This window comes from Mycobacterium sp. NGS22 (genome assembly GCF_059813095.1).
In genome coordinates, this window is record NZ_JCALDY010000039.1 from 19,135 (window position 1) to 34,706 (window position 15,572).

General features: G+C 64.1%; 16 protein-coding genes. 7 read left to right on the forward strand and 9 right to left on the reverse strand.

Translation table 11 applies throughout. From position 1 onward, the window contains the following. Positions 1-1,440 carry a WS/DGAT/MGAT family O-acyltransferase gene (locus AC5Y47_RS23615; protein ID WP_499946669.1) on the reverse strand — a complete coding sequence of 480 codons (1,440 nt, stop codon included), beginning with the start codon at positions 1,438-1,440 and terminating at the stop codon, positions 1-3. Between the two features lie 160 nt (positions 1,441-1,600). Between AC5Y47_RS23615 and AC5Y47_RS23620 the strand changes: the two genes are divergently transcribed. Together AC5Y47_RS23620 and AC5Y47_RS23625 are read left to right on the forward strand one after the other, a co-directional pair. After that, entirely contained in the window at positions 1,601-1,954 is a 354-nt protein-coding gene (locus tag AC5Y47_RS23620) for a hypothetical protein (RefSeq protein ID WP_499946670.1), read from the forward strand. 188 nt (positions 1,955-2,142) lie between these two features. Next, the gene (locus tag AC5Y47_RS23625; protein ID WP_499946671.1) at positions 2,143-3,972 is read left to right on the forward strand and encodes a PE family protein; all 1,830 of its coding nucleotides are present in this window, start codon (positions 2,143-2,145) and stop codon (positions 3,970-3,972) included. A 30-nt stretch (positions 3,973-4,002) separates the two neighbouring features. On the opposite strand, the gene AC5Y47_RS23630 is transcribed toward AC5Y47_RS23625, so the two are convergent. After that, complete coding sequence (locus tag AC5Y47_RS23630; protein WP_499946672.1) at positions 4,003-4,923, reverse strand: NAD-dependent epimerase/dehydratase family protein; 921 nt, start codon at positions 4,921-4,923, stop codon at positions 4,003-4,005. A 9-nt stretch (positions 4,924-4,932) separates the two neighbouring features. Further along, complete coding sequence (locus AC5Y47_RS23635) at positions 4,933-5,916, reverse strand: acetoacetate decarboxylase family protein (protein ID WP_499946673.1); 984 nt, start codon at positions 5,914-5,916, stop codon at positions 4,933-4,935. A 143-nt stretch (positions 5,917-6,059) separates the two neighbouring features. Between AC5Y47_RS23635 and AC5Y47_RS23640 the strand changes: the two genes are divergently transcribed. From AC5Y47_RS23640 to AC5Y47_RS23650, 3 genes are all read left to right on the forward strand, one after another. Then, positions 6,060-6,635, forward strand: a complete 576-nt coding sequence (locus AC5Y47_RS23640) for a TetR/AcrR family transcriptional regulator (protein ID WP_499946674.1) — start codon at positions 6,060-6,062, stop codon at positions 6,633-6,635. A gap of 108 nt (positions 6,636-6,743) precedes the next feature. Continuing rightward, positions 6,744-7,769, forward strand: coding sequence for an alpha/beta hydrolase (locus AC5Y47_RS23645; protein WP_499946675.1), 1,026 nt, complete (start codon positions 6,744-6,746; stop codon positions 7,767-7,769). Next, a complete protein-coding gene (locus tag AC5Y47_RS23650; protein WP_499946676.1) occupies positions 7,766-8,452 on the forward strand; it encodes a type 1 glutamine amidotransferase domain-containing protein in 687 nt (228 codons plus the stop codon). Before AC5Y47_RS23645 ends, AC5Y47_RS23650 begins: the two co-directional genes overlap by 4 nt. Positions 8,453-8,582: 130 nt before the next feature. Here AC5Y47_RS23650 and AC5Y47_RS23655 read toward each other — a convergent pair whose 3' ends face one another. Continuing rightward, positions 8,583-9,146, reverse strand: coding sequence for a nuclear transport factor 2 family protein (locus tag AC5Y47_RS23655; RefSeq protein ID WP_499946677.1), 564 nt, complete (start codon positions 9,144-9,146; stop codon positions 8,583-8,585). A 114-nt stretch (positions 9,147-9,260) separates the two neighbouring features. Between AC5Y47_RS23655 and AC5Y47_RS23660 the strand changes: the two genes are divergently transcribed. Then, positions 9,261-9,908: a TetR/AcrR family transcriptional regulator gene (locus tag AC5Y47_RS23660; protein ID WP_499946685.1), complete on the forward strand. Its 648-nt coding sequence runs from the start codon at positions 9,261-9,263 to the stop codon at positions 9,906-9,908. Positions 9,909-10,228: 320 nt separating this feature from the next. On the opposite strand, the gene AC5Y47_RS23665 is transcribed toward AC5Y47_RS23660, so the two are convergent. The 5 genes from AC5Y47_RS23665 to AC5Y47_RS23685 all read right to left on the reverse strand — a co-directional run bounded on the left by AC5Y47_RS23665 (position 10,229) and on the right by AC5Y47_RS23685 (position 14,387). Continuing rightward, complete coding sequence (locus AC5Y47_RS23665) at positions 10,229-11,089, reverse strand: SDR family NAD(P)-dependent oxidoreductase (protein ID WP_499946678.1); 861 nt, start codon at positions 11,087-11,089, stop codon at positions 10,229-10,231. Positions 11,090-11,122: 33 nt separating this feature from the next. Continuing rightward, the gene (locus AC5Y47_RS23670) at positions 11,123-12,481 is read right to left on the reverse strand and encodes a cytochrome P450 (protein ID WP_499946686.1); all 1,359 of its coding nucleotides are present in this window, start codon (positions 12,479-12,481) and stop codon (positions 11,123-11,125) included. A 12-nt stretch (positions 12,482-12,493) separates the two neighbouring features. After that, on the reverse strand, positions 12,494-12,733 hold the full coding sequence (locus AC5Y47_RS23675) for a ferredoxin (protein ID WP_499946679.1): 240 nt from the start codon (positions 12,731-12,733) through the stop codon (positions 12,494-12,496). A gap of 42 nt (positions 12,734-12,775) precedes the next feature. After that, positions 12,776-13,543 carry an SDR family NAD(P)-dependent oxidoreductase gene (locus tag AC5Y47_RS23680; RefSeq protein WP_499946680.1) on the reverse strand — a complete coding sequence of 256 codons (768 nt, stop codon included), beginning with the start codon at positions 13,541-13,543 and terminating at the stop codon, positions 12,776-12,778. A gap of 73 nt (positions 13,544-13,616) precedes the next feature. Continuing rightward, entirely contained in the window at positions 13,617-14,387 is a 771-nt protein-coding gene (locus AC5Y47_RS23685) for an SDR family NAD(P)-dependent oxidoreductase (RefSeq protein WP_499946681.1), read from the reverse strand. A 175-nt stretch (positions 14,388-14,562) separates the two neighbouring features. Between AC5Y47_RS23685 and AC5Y47_RS23690 the strand changes: the two genes are divergently transcribed. Then, the coding region (locus AC5Y47_RS23690; protein WP_499946682.1) for a cytochrome P450 at positions 14,563-15,572 on the forward strand (1,010 nt) is incomplete at its 3' end.

Consider the following 15,572-nt stretch of genomic DNA (forward strand, 5'->3'; position numbering starts at 1 on the left):
CTAACCGACCGCCTCTGTCGAGGTGGCCAACGGCAAAGCTGCGTCAACCGGCGTGAGTTCCGCGGAAAGACCTGCCGCACACCGTATGTCAACGAACGCTTCGATCATCGCATCGGTGGCCTCGTGCGGGTCGGCCAGGGTTACGTCGTCGGTCAACACCGAGATTGCCAGTTGGTCGACGTAGCTCCAAACCGTGATGTTCATGCCGCTGCCGGCGACGATCGGTCCCACGGAATAGATCTCGCTGACGGTGGCTCCTTCGACATCGCCCCGCTGCCGCGGGCCCGGCACGTTCGAAACGGTCAAATTCATTACGCTTGCCGACTCGACACGTCGCGCCTGGGTGCGAAACAGCTTCGGCGCCAACGACGGTGGCAGGTAGGACATCCAGGCCGGCAGCACGGTGGGGCCCAACAGGTGGTGGTTCTCTTTGGCGATCTTGGTGGACACCGAGGTCAACTTCACCCGCTCTAGCGGATCCTCGACATGTACCGGCAGCGACGGCGTCATGTAAGTGAACTCGTTGCCCGCCAACCGATCTGGGGAGGTGCTGTAACTCACCGGCACACCGGCGATCAACGGGGCATCGGCCCGCGCGTCGTAACGCAGCAGCAGCCGGCGCAGCGTGCCGGCCACCGTGGCCAGCACGACGTCGTTGAGCGTCACGCCGAGGTGCCTGGCGGTCGCCTTGACGTCGGAGAGCGCCAACGGCGCGGTCGCAAAACGGCGCCCCGGGGTCACCCGGTGGTTGATGAAACTCTGCGGCGGGGCGAAATTGCGGGCGAGGTCGGGGTGCGCGCCCCGTTCCCTGGCCCGGCGCCGCACCTTGGCGACTCCGGTCGCCGTCTCGTTGACCAGCCGTGGCAGTTTGCGTACCAGTCCGACATGGTCGCGGGCGGCGGCGCTGAGCAGGTTGCCGCGGGTCGGCAGATAGGTGGTGCCGGCCGGGTGCGGATCGTCGGGGTGTTCGCTCGCCATGGCCAGGGCCATCTGGTTGGCCGAGGCCACGCCGTCGGCCAGTACGTGATGGACCTTGTGAATGATGGCGATCCGGTCGTCCGAGAGACCCTCGGCGACATACATCTCCCACAGGGGACGAGACCGGTCCAGCGGTATGGTCGCGATGTGCCCGATCAGCTGGTCGAGTTCGCGCCGGCCGCCGGGGGCGGCAACGCGCGCGCGGCGCAGGTGGTAGTCGAGGTCGATGTCGTCGTTGGTGATCCACATCGGGTGGTGCAGCTTCAGCGGGATGTCCACGAGCTGGTAACGCAACGGTTCCAACGCCATCAACCGTGGATAGGCGATCCGTCGGAACAACTCAAAGCTGAAGTCTCCCTTGAACTTCGAGATATCAAGCACACCGATCTTCAGTGTGTGCATGTGGATCTCGGGTGTCTCGCTGTACAGCATCAAGGCATCCACGCCGTTGAGTCGCTTCACATTCCCGCCCGTTCGTCAGTACCGTCGGATGGTGTTACCCCATTCCACCCATTTCTATGAGGGGCCGCCAGAACCCCGTTCGGCCAACCGCGACCACATTGGTAGAAGTCCGACGCTTGAAGATCGCTCTGCCGCGGCTTGCAGGACCTAGCCTTGAGGTATGTCAGATCGAGCTCGCGAGCGAGCAGCGCAACGAGCTGCCGAGCTTGCTCGCCGGCGCGAGCGGCTCGAGGCAGGGCAGCCGGTCACCGCGGACGATGTGGCGCTGGAGATGCGCCGCGCCAAGGAGGCGCATCAGCGCGCCGAAGAGGCTCATCAGGCGGCGGCCGCTCGGCATGACAAGTCAGCCGACGTCCACGAGCAGGCGGCCGAGGTCCACGACCACGCCGCCACACACGGCCACGGCGACGCTTCCGCGCACGAAGCACGCGCGCAGATGCACCGCCGGGCCGCGGCCGATGACCGAGCCGCCGCGGAACGCAGCCGACGGGAAGCCGAGGCCGAAGAAAGCTAGGTTGCGCTCCGGCGACCCCGGCTGAAGCGCCGTCGCGCGTCCTTCGACAAAGACCTACCGAGACTTTCGGGCACTTCGGAAATTCTGCGTCCTGACTGCGGCAACGCACCTAGAGTGTGGCCTGGCGACGGGTCCGTTCCCTGCCGGGTAGGAGTCGATTCGTCCTGAGCTGATCGGAGGACGGTCACATGTCATATCTGATTGCGACGCCGGAACTCGTTTCGGCAGCGGCTACGAACTTCGCCAGTATCGGTTCCCTCCTCACCGAGGCCAACACGGCAGCGCTGGTCGCGACGACGGATGTGCTGCCGGCGGCCGCGGACGAAATCTCGGCAGCCATCGCCGCGTTGTTCGACAGCCACGGTCAGACCTATCAGGCGCTGAGCGCGCGTGCCGCCGCCTTTCATTCCCAGTTCGTGCAGCTCCTCGACGCGGGCGCCGGCGCCTACGCGTCCGCCGAAGCGACCAACGCCGGACAGGTTCTGCTGGATGTGGTGAATACGCCTACCCAGCTGTTGCTGGGGCGTCCATTGATCGGCGACGGTGCCAGCGGCGCCCCGGGAAGCGGAGCTAACGGCGGTGCCGGTGGCCTGCTGTGGGGCAACGGCGGCAACGGTGGCTCAGGAGGCGCCGGTCAGGCCGGTGGCAACGGCGGCAGCGCGGGGTTGTTCGGTAACGGCGGGTCCGGCGGCGCGGGTGGATCGGGCCAGTCTGGCGGCGCGGGTGGCAGCGGCGGGTGGTTGAACGGCAACGGCGGCAACGGCGGAGCGGGCGGCGCCGCTACGGCGGGCATCAGCGGTGGCATGCCGGGGCGAGGCGGTGATGGCGGCAGTGCCAAACTCTTCGGCGCCGGCGGCGCCGGCGGTCAAGGCGGTACCGGCCTGGCCGGCGCAAATGGTGTCAACCCAGTCATCACCGGGCAAGGCGCAACCGGCAGCACCGGCAACAGCATCTTCGACAGCACCACCGGCAGTGCGTTCGGCTTCAACGGCGGCGACGGCGCCGACGGCGGTCTGGGGGCCACCGGAGGCACCGGCGGTACCGGAGGCAGCGTCATCGCCGACGGCACCGGCACCGGAGCCGCAGGCAATGGCGGCGCCGGCGGCTCCGGCGGCAACGGCGGTGCCGGCGGAACCGGCGGGAACGGCACTGCGCTCGGCGGCAGTGCGTTCGCCAGCGCCGGCACCGGTGGCAACGGGACCAACGCGTTGGCGTCCGGGGGTACGGGTGGCGGCGGCGGCGACGGCGGGCGGGCCACGGCGTTCGGCGGCGGTTCCGGCGTCGCGGGCTTCGGCGGCAACGGTGGCGGTGGCGCCGCGGGCGCGTCCGGCGGCACCGGTGGCACGGGCGGCGCCGGCGGCAACGGCGGTCACGGCGGGATGCTGATCGGCAATGGCGGCGCCGGCGGCGCCGGGGGTACCGGCGGACTCGGGGGCACGGGCGCGGGTGGCGGTCTAGGTGGCGCCGCCGGCAACGGGGGGCAGGCCACCGGTGCGGTCAATGCCTTCCAAGTCGTCGGCGGCCAGGGCGGCGACGGTGGCGACGGTGCAGCCGGCGGCACGGGCGGCACCGGCGGCGTCGGCGGAACGGGCGGCAACGGCGGCACCGGTGGACTGTTCGGTGACGGCGGCATCGGCGGCGACGCGGGCCGCGGTGGCTCGGGAGGCGTGGGCGGCAGCGGAGGTCGTGGTGGAGCCGGCGGCAGCGGCGGTAACGCCTCGGCCAGCTCGGGCAGCACAACAACCGATGGCGGCTCCGGCGGTGACGGTGGCGACGGCGGCGACGGTGGTAACGGCGGCAAAGGTGGCGGCGCCGGCACAGTCGGTCTCGGCGGCGCCGGTGGCCTCTTCGGCGAACTGGGCGGCAACGGCGCCGCGGGTACCGGCGGCGCAGGCGGAGCCGGGGGTGGCGGCGTAAACGGCGGCGCCGCCGGAAGCTTCGGCACCGGGCAGTCGCCGGGAAACAACGGCACCGCCGGCAACCCGGGCGACAACGGTTTGCCGGGTCAGAGCGGTTGACTTTCCCCGCACTGAACGATCGGAGCCTGGTCAGCCGTTGAGGATCTCGGTGATCCCCTCCCGGTAGGTGGTGATTCGGAAATCGGGGAATCGGCGGGCGAATTTGGATGAGTCGAAGATGTTGTCGTCGCGGTAGCGCGGCAGCAGCTCGGAGGCTTCCTTGACCGCGGGATTGACCCATCCGCCGACCCGGAACGCGATCTCCGGGACCGTCGTGTAGCGGATGTCGCGACCGGTGACGCCGGAGGCGATGTCGATCATCTGTGCGTAGGTGAGTCGTTCGGGATCCGTTGGCAGGTGCCAGGTCTGGCCGAAGGCGTCAGGGGTGTTGCCGATCAGCCCCATGCCGCGGCTGGCGTCGGGGGTCCAGATCAGGGTTCTTCTGGTATGGGCGTTGATCGGGATCATCGGCCGCTTGCCCCGCTTGATCCGGTCGAAGACGGCGGAGTTGGTGAGGCTCTTGGTTTTACCGGGGCCGTAGAACTCGGGTGCCCGGCAGATGACGGCTTCGATTCGGTCGGCGCGCATCTCCTCGATCAACATATTCGCGATCTCAGACCGGACAGCCGCTTTGCGGCCGCTGGGCTGGAAGGTGGTGTCTTCGGTCTGCGCGGTGGAGGTCCGTGGATACATGTAGGTGTTGTCGAAGAAGACCAGCTTGGTGCCGTGTCTGCGGCAGGCGGCGAGGGTGTTGGCCATCATCACTGGGAACCGCTCTTCCCACAGTGCCGAGTCGATCGGCAGCCCGACGGTCAGGTAGGCGATGTCGCTGCCGGCGACAGCGTGGGCCGCGGCGTCGGCATCCATCAGGTCAGCGGGGAACAGCTGATCGGTGTCGTGCAATCTGCCGGGGTTGCGACTGACGAGGCGGATGTCCTCGGTGACGTTGTCGTGGAGGTAGCGGGTGAGTTCCTCGGCGATCTGGCCGTTGGCACCCAGGACGGTCTGCATTGCGTATTCCTACTGGTTCGGGCCGGGTTGCTTGACGTCCGTCGGCGGACTGCTGTGTCGTCTCGTGGGAAACGACACGGGCACCGGGATGTGCAGGGCGTTTTGGCACTCGGTGAAGACGTCGAACCGGATGGGTCTGATCGGCTTGAGCGAGCGGACGTCGTCGGCCAGCCGCCCTGAGTTCAACTCCAGCGGGACGCCTCTCGGCAGCAGCGTGCTGCCGACGGCCAAGGTGTTGGTCTGGCTCAGCGTCGCGTGCCAGCCGCCGTTCAATTCCGTGTACGAGATCAGCGTGGAGATCTTGGTACCGCTGGCTACCCGCTTCTGCCGCGGGGTGGCGACGTCGATCGCGATGTCGGTGCCGCCGCCGTCGTTGGCCACCCGCGCCCTGGTCCGTCGCTCGTCGATCTCGACGTCGATGTCGGTGACCCATTTCGGGAAGCCGTAGCCGTCGCGGCCGCGGACTCGGGCGATTTCGGTGTTCACCGGCAGCGACAGGACGTAGGCGTGCACCGAGTCGTTGGCCAGGGACGAGAGGAGGTCGGCGACACCGAGGCTGCCGTGTCGCGGGGGTCGGACCGCGATGCCGACGGTGGCCTCGGTGTAGAAGTCGATGTCGCACACGTCGTAACGGAAGAACACCACGGAGAACAGCCCGATCCCCGGAGCGATCTGCAGAGGAACCAGCTCACCGGGCAGTCGGGACCGCAGCGCCTTGGTCGGGGCGACGTAGGTGATCTGAGCCTTCGACATCGCATAGTAGAAGTTCGGCGTACGAGTCGGTCCGATCTGGGACTGGACCTGCGTCTTGGGCAGCGTCCGGAAGAAGTCGACACTGCGCACGCGCGAATCTGCGCTGACGACGTCCAGGTCGGTGGCCATGCGGTAGCGGTCGTACAGCCCGCCCTTGGGCACGGTGACCCTGCACTCTCCGAAATCGACTTCGACCAGGTCCTCGACCGTGCCGCTGTCACGTCCTGTGCTCGACGCCATCACGACCCCTTTTCCTATGTGTGCATTGCATACATAACGACGATAGGATCCCATGTGAGCGGTGTCAACATCGCCGTTTGGGGCGCGGCGGTACGACACGCCATGCTTGAGGTCGGGCAGGGCGAGGAGGTACGAACACAGCCATGACGACGACCGCGAAGCGCAGCTACCATCACGGCGACCTGCGCGCCGCGCTGCTGACGACGGCGATGGGCATGCTGGAGCGGGGTGAGCAGTTCTCCATTCGCGCTGTAGCCCGCGAGGCCGGCGTCTCCCCCACCGCCCCGTACCGGCACTTCCCCGATCGCGAGGCGCTGGAATCCGCACTGGCGGCGCAAGGCCTGCGCGACTTGAGGGCCGACCTGACGCGCGACCGCGAATTGCCTTGCACCACTGATGAACTGGCCGACTTAGGCGTCGCCTACGTCGAGTTCGGGATCCGCCGACCCGCACTGTTCCGGCTGATGTTCGGCAACGAGTGCGACCACGAGAGCGACGAGCGGGTGCAGGCGGCGGCCGCGGTGCACGAGCTGCTCGCGACGGCGATCACGCGCGTGTTCCCGGATTCCGATCCCATCGACCTCGCCCTGGGGGGCTGGGGACTGGTACACGGTCTGGCCTACCTCTATCTGGACCGCAAACTCACCAGTCCGTCGATCGAGGACATCGCCGCGCAGGTTCGCTCGTCGTTCATCGCCGTACTCACTGCGCGGCCCTGATTTCGACCGGGCCTCTCGTTGACTCCCCTCCGCGCCCGCGCTACCTTGATGTAAGCAATGCATACATTCGGCATCGAACCTCGGAAGCCGCAGAAGTGGAGGGACGCCGTGACTGATCTCCCGCCGTCCGTGACGCCCTACCTCGAACACGAGGCCAGGAAGCTGTGCGAGCACACCGACCCGCACCCCCGGATCTACGAGGTTCCGCCAGAGCAGGGGCGAAAGATCCTCTCCGACTTGCAAAGTGGCGAGGGCGTCGCCCGTCCCGAGGTCGATGAGGAATGGGTCGAGGTGGACGCCGGCGAGTGGGGCATCGTCCGCACCCGCATCATCCGGCCCACGGGCGTCGAGGGTTCGCTGCCGGTCGTGTTCTACATCCACGGCGCCGGATGGGTTTTCGGCGACGAACACACCCACGACCGGATCTTCCGCGAGCTCACCGTCGGCGCGGACGCCGCCGGCGTCTTCCCGGTCTATGACCGCGCACCGGAGAAGGGATATCCCACCCAAGTCGAGCAGAACTACGCCGTCGGCCAATGGGTCCTCGAGCACGGAGCCGACCACGGACTCGACACGTCACGCATCGCGGTCACCGGTGAATCCGTCGGCGGCTGCATGTCCGCGGTCTTCGCGCTGATGAACAAGGACCGCGGCGGCATCGACCTCAAGGCGCAGGTGCTGCTCTACCCGGTCACCAATGCGAACTTCGACACCCCTTCCTACCTGCAATTCGCCGAGGGCTACTACCTCACCCGCGATGGCATGCAGTGGTTCTGGGACGCCTACACCACCGACGAAATCCAGCGTGCCGAGAAGTACGCCTCACCCCTACAGGCCTCGCTCGACGACCTCAAAGGGCTGCCGACCACACTCGTCATCACCGACGAAGCCGACGTGCTACGCGACGAGGGCGAGCAGTACGCCAACAAGCTCCGCGAAGCCGGCGTCGACGTCACCTCCGTCCGCGTCGCCGGCATGGTCCACGACTTCCTGCTCCTGGACAGCCTCCGCGCCACCAAAGCCGCCATCGTCGCCCGCGGCCTGGCGATCGACGCACTGAAACAGGCGCTGCACCAGCCATTCCCCGAGCACAGCCAGCCGCCATCACTCCACGAGAAAGCCGCCGCCCGATGACCAAGCGCATCCTGAACGTCGTCAGCAACGTCGCCCACTACGACGACCCCGGTCACCCAACGGGCCTATGGCTCTCAGAACTCACCCACGCCTGGCACATCTTCGACGAGCACGGCTTTCAGCAGGATCTCGTCAGCCCCGCCGGCGGTGAGGTGCCGCTGGAGCCACGAGCGCTGAAGTTCCCCAACTACGACAAGACCGCCAAAGCCTGGCGCGCCGACCCCGCCAAAATGGCGCTCCTGAGCAACACCAAGAGTCCGAGCGAGATCAACTCCTCCGACTACGACGCCATCTACTTCACCGGCGGCCACGCCGTCATGTACGACTTCCCGAATAGTGAAGGCCTGCAGCGCATCACCCGGGAAATCTACGAACGCGGTGACATCGTTTCGTCGGTCTGCCACGGCTACTGCGGACTGCTCAACACCACACTGTCCGAGGGCTCCTACCTCATCGCCGGCAAGGAGATGACGGGCTTCGCCTGGACGGAAGAAGTCCTTGCACGCGTCGACAAGCTCGTCCCCTACAACGCCGAGGAGCGCGCCAAGGAGCGAGGCGCGCTCTACAAGAAGGCCTTGCTTCCCTTCGTGTCCCACACCGTCGTCGACGGCAATCTCGTCACCGGACAGAATCCGGGCTCAGCCAAGGCCACAGCCAAGAAAGTCGCTTCGCTTCTCCGCTAGACCGCCGGCAGCGAAGTGCGCTTCGGGCGGCCAGCGAGGGTCCACAACAAATTGCTGCGGCTCATTGGGTCGGCGCATCGATCACCGGCCCACACAACTTTCCGGGGTCCCTTCTCCCCGACCGGTGCGACTACCACCGTGCTGGTGCTGCAGTGTCCATCGACAGCGGTCGCTCGTAGGAAAGGTCTGTGCGATCGCGCGTGCCTACGAGATATCCCTTGTCAGTGAAGAACGATGACTGTAAGACCCGAGCGTCAGCCAGGAACATTCCCTCGACTGTGGATCGACGAACGGCGATGCGCCAGTTGCCTTCTCGCCGTTCCAGGCGGTCAATGTAACGGCCCGTTATGAACTGGGCGCTCTTTCCGTCTGGTCCGATCAGCACAACCAGTACGTAGCTTTCCGCATGCGCGATATCGCCATCAATTTCACACGTGTGCGTGGTGATGTTGTGGGTGTGCACCCGCGAAGTTTCAGCATGGATTTTGTTCGCCCATTCACCGTAATCAGGTCCTGAGTTCACCGCGTGGCCGTGCTCGTCGACGCCATCACTGTGATAAGCCGAGGTGATCAGGTCGACGTCGTGACGGTCGCAGCCGCGGGCATGACGCGAGATGCAATCAAGAATTTGCGTGCGATCCATCAGGTAGCGAACGTCTCGTCGGAGGGTGTCGGTCTGGACATACATGGTCATGATCTACACCTCTCACGTCGTCGGACATCGACGCACTAGACGGCCCGTGGCACTATACGAGTGTACAGCACCACGCGGGTGGGAGAATACAAGTATTCGAACGATCGGAAGCTGATGACGACATCTTCGCGGCGAGTTGGCGCCGAAACGTCCAAGACTCGGGACATCCTTCTTGACTGCGTCGAGAAGATGATGCTGGAGGAGGGTTACGCGAGCGTCACATACAGGGCGCTTGCTGCGAAGGCTGGTGTCACATCGAGCCTGGTGCAGTATTACTTCCCGAGTGTCGACGACATCTTCATCGCTGCTATTCGGCGATACGCGGAACGCAATCTGGCATATCTGACCAGTGAGCTGCAGCGCCGCGCCGATGAACCTCTTCGCGCCGTGTGGGAATACTCGTGGGAAGAAGCCACTGGCGCTTTGATGACCGAATTCATGGCCCTGGGCAATCACCGCAAGTCCATCCGCAACGAGATTGCCGCAGTGACAGAGGGTGTGCGCAAAGTGCAATTGGACGCGCTAGTCGCAAAGTTTGGTCGCAAGGCGCGTCCGATCGGCGATCTATCACTACCGGCGCTGCAATTGCTGATGTCCGGGCTGCCGAAATTCATCAACCTCGAAGAGGGCATCGGCGTGAAGTCGGCGCACCGCGAGGTTACCAAGGCGTTCGAGCGTTACATCGATTCCGTGGAACCGCGTGCTAATCCGTCGAGGAAGAAGACGCCGTCGCGACGGCGAGGAAGCGTGCGTCAGAAATAATGTGGGCCAGCGGGATCCGAGAAGGCCGGTCCGCTTTGCAGTCACCGCAGCAACTCCCAGTCATCTACCGCAAAACATGCCGCGGTACTAAGTCGTTGATCACCGAATCCGGGCGGGTAGCCACGGTGCAACCAGCCATGCTCGAACATCAGGCGCTGCCACTGGCGCGCCCATGGCGGTATGTCGGCGCTCGACCGTGGACGCGTAGCCGCCGCCTCAGCTACCGAAGGGACATGTTCGTCCAAGAAGACCGTCAACTTGTTCCGAAAAGTCTCCACTTCGGTGTCGAATTTGAGTTGCACAATCGTCCCGTCGTGCGCTCAACGCATCACATGCGCGCACTGCTGCCGGGGGTGCACGTCAAAGAGGTCGCGATAGGACGGTGGCTGACGATCACCCTCGTCGACAATGCCATACGTCGCCGCAAGTTCGGCGCCGATCAGCGTCTGGCCACTCAGCGTCATCAGTTCCGGGTCGTTGAAAAGTGCCCAGATGACGTGGCCGGTCAGTTCCGGGGTTTCCGCGGTCTCGAGAATGTGGCCGAACTTCTCAGGGTTGCTTGCAATGATCTTGCGGACCCTGTCGGTGAGCAGTGAGCCCATCCATATCGAAATAGCAGCGATGTCAAATTCTTTGAGGTCGAAAGCCATGTCAGCAGCCATCTTGTCGGTGCCGGCCTTCGGCACTCCGTAAGCGGGTCCGAACGCGTAGTGCACCGCACCCGAAGACGACGAGAACACCACCAGGCCTTTGCGCTGGGGAAGCATGAGTGGAACAGCAAGAACCGTAGCGACGTAGCTGCTGCGGAGACCGACATCAAGTGTGTCGATGACGTTGAGAGGCTCCTCCCAGAATTTCGTCCGCCCCATCATCTCGTCGCGGATGATGGCCGCATTGTTGACCAAAATGTCGACGCGGCCCACCTCGTTGCGTATGCGATCAAACAAGTCGCTTACTTGAGCGTCGTCACCGTGGTCGACACCGACCGCGATCCCGTTGCCACCCGCCGCGGTGACTTGCGCTGCCGTCTCGTCAATACTGCCCCTGCGCGGCGACTCGTCACCGCTGCGGGTGCGACCTGTCACATAGACGGTGCAACCGTGGCTACCCAACGCGCGCGCGATGCCCGCGCCGGCGCCTCGGCTGGCACCCGTAACCACTGCAATCGGGTTGTCCGACATCGGATTCTCCTCTATTGAGCCGGACATCGGCCCTCAGTCCTCGATCTTTGCGGCTTCTTTGAGCTCGGTGATGGGCCGCGCCAGGCCCTGCTGGTCGCAGATACGTTGAAGCCGCTGCACCGTTTCGTCCACCCCGGGGCCGGACCGCGGACTGGGCGTAAAGGTGGCGGGCAAATGTCGCATTCCTTGAATCACGCCAATGCTGTCGTAGTGGACAGTCCCTTCAGGCACACACTGGTAGTCCGGCATTCGGTCCAGTACCGCTGTGAGCATCGACTTGAACACCGCACGCGCCACGTTGGACCCTATGCACCGATGAACGCCTAATCCGAAGCTGAAGTGACGGTTGCCTTTTCGATCCAGGACGACACTGTCGGGATCGGCGAACAACACCGGATCACGGTTCGCCATCGCCCACGACAACCACAGGCGTTCACCCTCCTTGAGTGCGGCACCGGAGATTTCGACGTCCTGGGAGATGGTGCGGGCATCACCCGGCGCGGGGGTGAAATAGCGCAGGAACTCCTCGGTGGCGGGATTGAGCAGGGTTTCGCGGTCCCGGCTGAGTCGGGTGCGCTCAGAGGGGTGCTGCGCCAACCATTCGAGCGCGTGAGCGGTCAAAGCGGTCGTGGTATCGAAGCCACCGCCGATCAACAGGTTCAGCATGCCGAGCAACTCGATATCCGGCGGTGCTTCGCCGTCGAGCTGCATTCTGACTAGCGCATCGATGATGCCCGGTCGGGGGTTCTCTCGAATCTGCGCAAGGTTGGTGAAAAGGTCGACGCCCATTGCCATATACAGCTCACGCATGCGGGGGGCCTCTGGCGAGTCGGGCCGTGTGTAGACCAATGCATGCGCGGGTTCGTTGTAGAGAGTCCACTTCTCTAACGGAACTCCGAGCATTGCCAGGGTGAGTACTGCCGGGACTACATTGGCGAGATCGTCGACGAAGTCGATTCGTCCCGCTTCGATGTGGTCGTCGATGCAAGCGCGAGTGATCTCGTCGACGAAGGGCTCCCAGCGCTTAACCGCCGCCGGCGACAAATAGGGGTTGAGCACCGTTCGGTAGTAGCGGTGTTCGGGATCATCCATTTCGAGCATCCCGCCGCGGAAATTTTCCGCTTCGACCGTCAACGGTATTGAAATGCCTTTGTATCCGCGGCGTTCGTTGTGGACGTCATGATCGTTGGAGACATGCGGACAGCGCGCAAGTTCGAAGACTTCTCGGCCCCCTGCGGCAACCCAGTGGCCGTCGTAGGTGTCCGTCCAGGCGATCGGACACCGCCTATGCATATCGTGGGTGATGTCAAGAAAGTTCTCGCGGTAATTGTCGGCGTGACGGTCGAAGTGAAACGTGGCTCCTTCGGTTGCACTGGCGGGACCCTCGTGAATTGAGCTCACTCGTCACACCCGTCGTTGGCCGTGCGCGGCGCGCGCAGCGATCACGCGGTCGCTCATGATCGAAATGGCTTGCTCTGGGCAGGAACTGACGGCTTCGCGCGCCGCGGCCTGCTGATCTTCTGGAACGTCCTCGACGGTGGCGTTCGCGTGCCCATCGACATCATCCAGCTCGAACGATTCGGGTGCGATCATGGCGCACAGGGTGTGGCCTTGGCATCGTGACGGATCGACGTGGACTCGCACGTTACCTCCTCGTATTGCGCGACAACGGTTTACGTATTTCAGTCAAATGACAGCGCCACCGTTTACTCCGATTACCTGCCCGTTGACGTAGCCGGCTCCTTCGGAGCACAGAAAGGAGCAGACCGCTGCTACTTCCTCGGCCACGCCAAGGCGACCGGCAGGGATGGCTTGTACGAGCGTCTCCGTGCCGGGAAGTTTGCCCTCATCTTGTTGCTGTCGAAGCATTGGTGAATCAATGACGAACGGTGGCACGGTGTTGGCTGTAATGCCTTTGCGGGCGTAATCCAAGGCGATCGTCTTTGTCATCGCGATGACCCCGCCCTTGGTGGCCGAATAGTGCCCTTGTCGAGGAGCGCCCTGCTGCCCTGCTGCGGAGGAAATCGTCACAATGCGGCCCCATCTGGCGGCCACCATGTCAGATAGGGCATTACGGATACACAGGAAGGTGCCGGTGAGATTGACCGCTAGGTATCGGTTCCACTCTTCCAGAGTGATCCTGTCGAAACGTGTGAAACCCGCAATCGCCGCGCTGGTCACGAGGATCTCGACCGGCCCGAGTGAGTTGCGGACGTCGGCGAACGCGGCCTCTACCGCAAGCTCGTCAGACACGTCAGCATCACGGGGAAAAGCCTTGCCTCCCAGATCATTTATCTCGATGGCGACTTTCTCAGCACTTTCTGGATTTACGTCCACCAAGCCCACACGATGGCCGTCGGCCGCTAGTTTCAGGCTGATCGACCGACCCAGCCCAGACCCCGCGCCAGTCACTATGGCTGTTCGGCTCACCGCACCACTTTCTGAAGAGATCATTACTCGATGCTGTACGAATGTATAGCGTGCCTACCGGGGAACACAAGCACGTGTCCGCGACGCACCCGCAGGCCTAGACGCCCGCCGGACCCGGCGCTCCGTGCATATAGAGCGTTTGACCCGAACAGAAGCTCGATGCGTCGGATGCAAAAAACAGCACCCCGTAACCGATCTCATCGGGTTCACCGAGCCGGCCCAACCCGTTGGTCATCGCGATAGCCTCCGGATCCAGGCCATAACGCGCCGCGTCGTCGGTCAAGGTAGCGGCCCGCACCGCTCCGACCGCAATAGCGTTGACCCTTATGCCCTTCTTGGCCCAAGCGGCAGCCATTGACCCCGTCAGGTTGTTGACGGCCGCCTTTGCTGCGCCGTAGGGCGCAGCCTGCGGCATCGCCAGCAAGCTTGCCCCAGAAGAGATATTGACGATCGCCCCTTTGCCCTGAGTCATCATCTGCCCGGCGGCCGCTTTGGAAAGGTGCCAGACCGCTTTGAAATTGAGGTCCAGCACTGTCTCGAAATCGTCATCGGGCCACTTCATGATCGACTTCGTTTCCGCCCCACCAGCACAATTGACCAGCACGTCAAGACGGCCAAACTCGGCCACTGCCGCATCGACCAGGCCGCGACACGCCTCTGCAGTAGTGACATCCGTGGAAACCGCAAGCGCACGGCGACCCATCGCCACCACTTCCTGGGCCGTCGATTCGAGCGGCTCGGGCCGACGGCCGGCCAATACCAAATTGGCGCCATACTCGGCTAGAACGAGGGCGGCGCCCCGCCCGATGCCAGTACCTCCGCCGGTTACGACCGCGACGCGGCCATCAAGTGAAAACCGATTGCCCATCGAGCTCCCTAAGTCCGGTGAGTCGAACGTTTCGTGCGTCCGCCCGAATCGTACGACCGTATAGCATTGCGCGGCCTCCTGCACGAATCCGCTGTTGCCGGTCCACTATTCGTCCTGTACGTTCGTACAGCAGTCACTATACGCGATTGATGCTTCTATCGTCGAGGAGTCGATGTTGAGCGACTTGTACTACGACCCATGGGACTTCGACATTGACCTCGATCCCTATCCCACCTACCGCCGCCTACGCGACGAACAACCGGTCTACTACAACGAACGGCATGACTTCTGGGCTGTAAGTCGCTACGCGGACGTCGACGCCGCGCTGCGGGATACCGCACGGCTGAGCTCGGCCAAAGGCGACATCCTCGAAGTGGTCATGACCGACCCAGTGATGCCGCCAGGCATCTTTATCAACGAGGACCCGCCCCTGCACACCATCCATCGCGCGATCGTTTCGAGGGCATTCACGCCGAAGAAGATGCGCGCGATCGAGGACAAGATCCGTGCATTCTGTGTCGCCTGCCTCGATCCCCTCGTCGGTGGCGACCGGTTCGATTTCGTCGAGGACCTCGGCGCCGAACTCCCCATGCGCACAATCGGAATGCTCGCAGGCATCCCCGACGCCGAACAGCCCGCGGTGCGTCAGCACGCCAACGACGTGTTGCGCAATGAACCGGGAAGGCCAATGGCAATCAAGAAAGACCGGTATTTCACCGGTGAAATGTTCGGTGAGTACGTCGAATGGCGGGAGAAAAATCCGTCGGACGATCTGATCACCGAACTACTCAACGTCGAGTTCGAAGACGAAACTGGCACCACGCGGAAGCTGACCAAGCAGGAGCTCACTGTGTTCCTCGCCGTCGTTGCCGGTGCGGGGGTCGAGACGACCGGCCGACTATTCGGTTGGATGGGCAAGGTTCTTGCCGAACATCCCGATCAACGGAAGGAACTCGTGCAGGACCACAAGCTGATTCCGGTAGCGATCGAGGAACTCCTGCGCTTCGAACCACCAGGGCCGCACGTGGCACGCTTCGTTGCTTCTGACGATGTGACCTTCCAGCAGCAGATGATTCCTGCCGGCAGCGCGCTACTGATGATGCTGGCGTCAGCCAACCGCGATGAGCGTCATTTCGACGATCCGGACAGGTTCGACATTCACCGAAAGCCGGGTGGACATCTGAC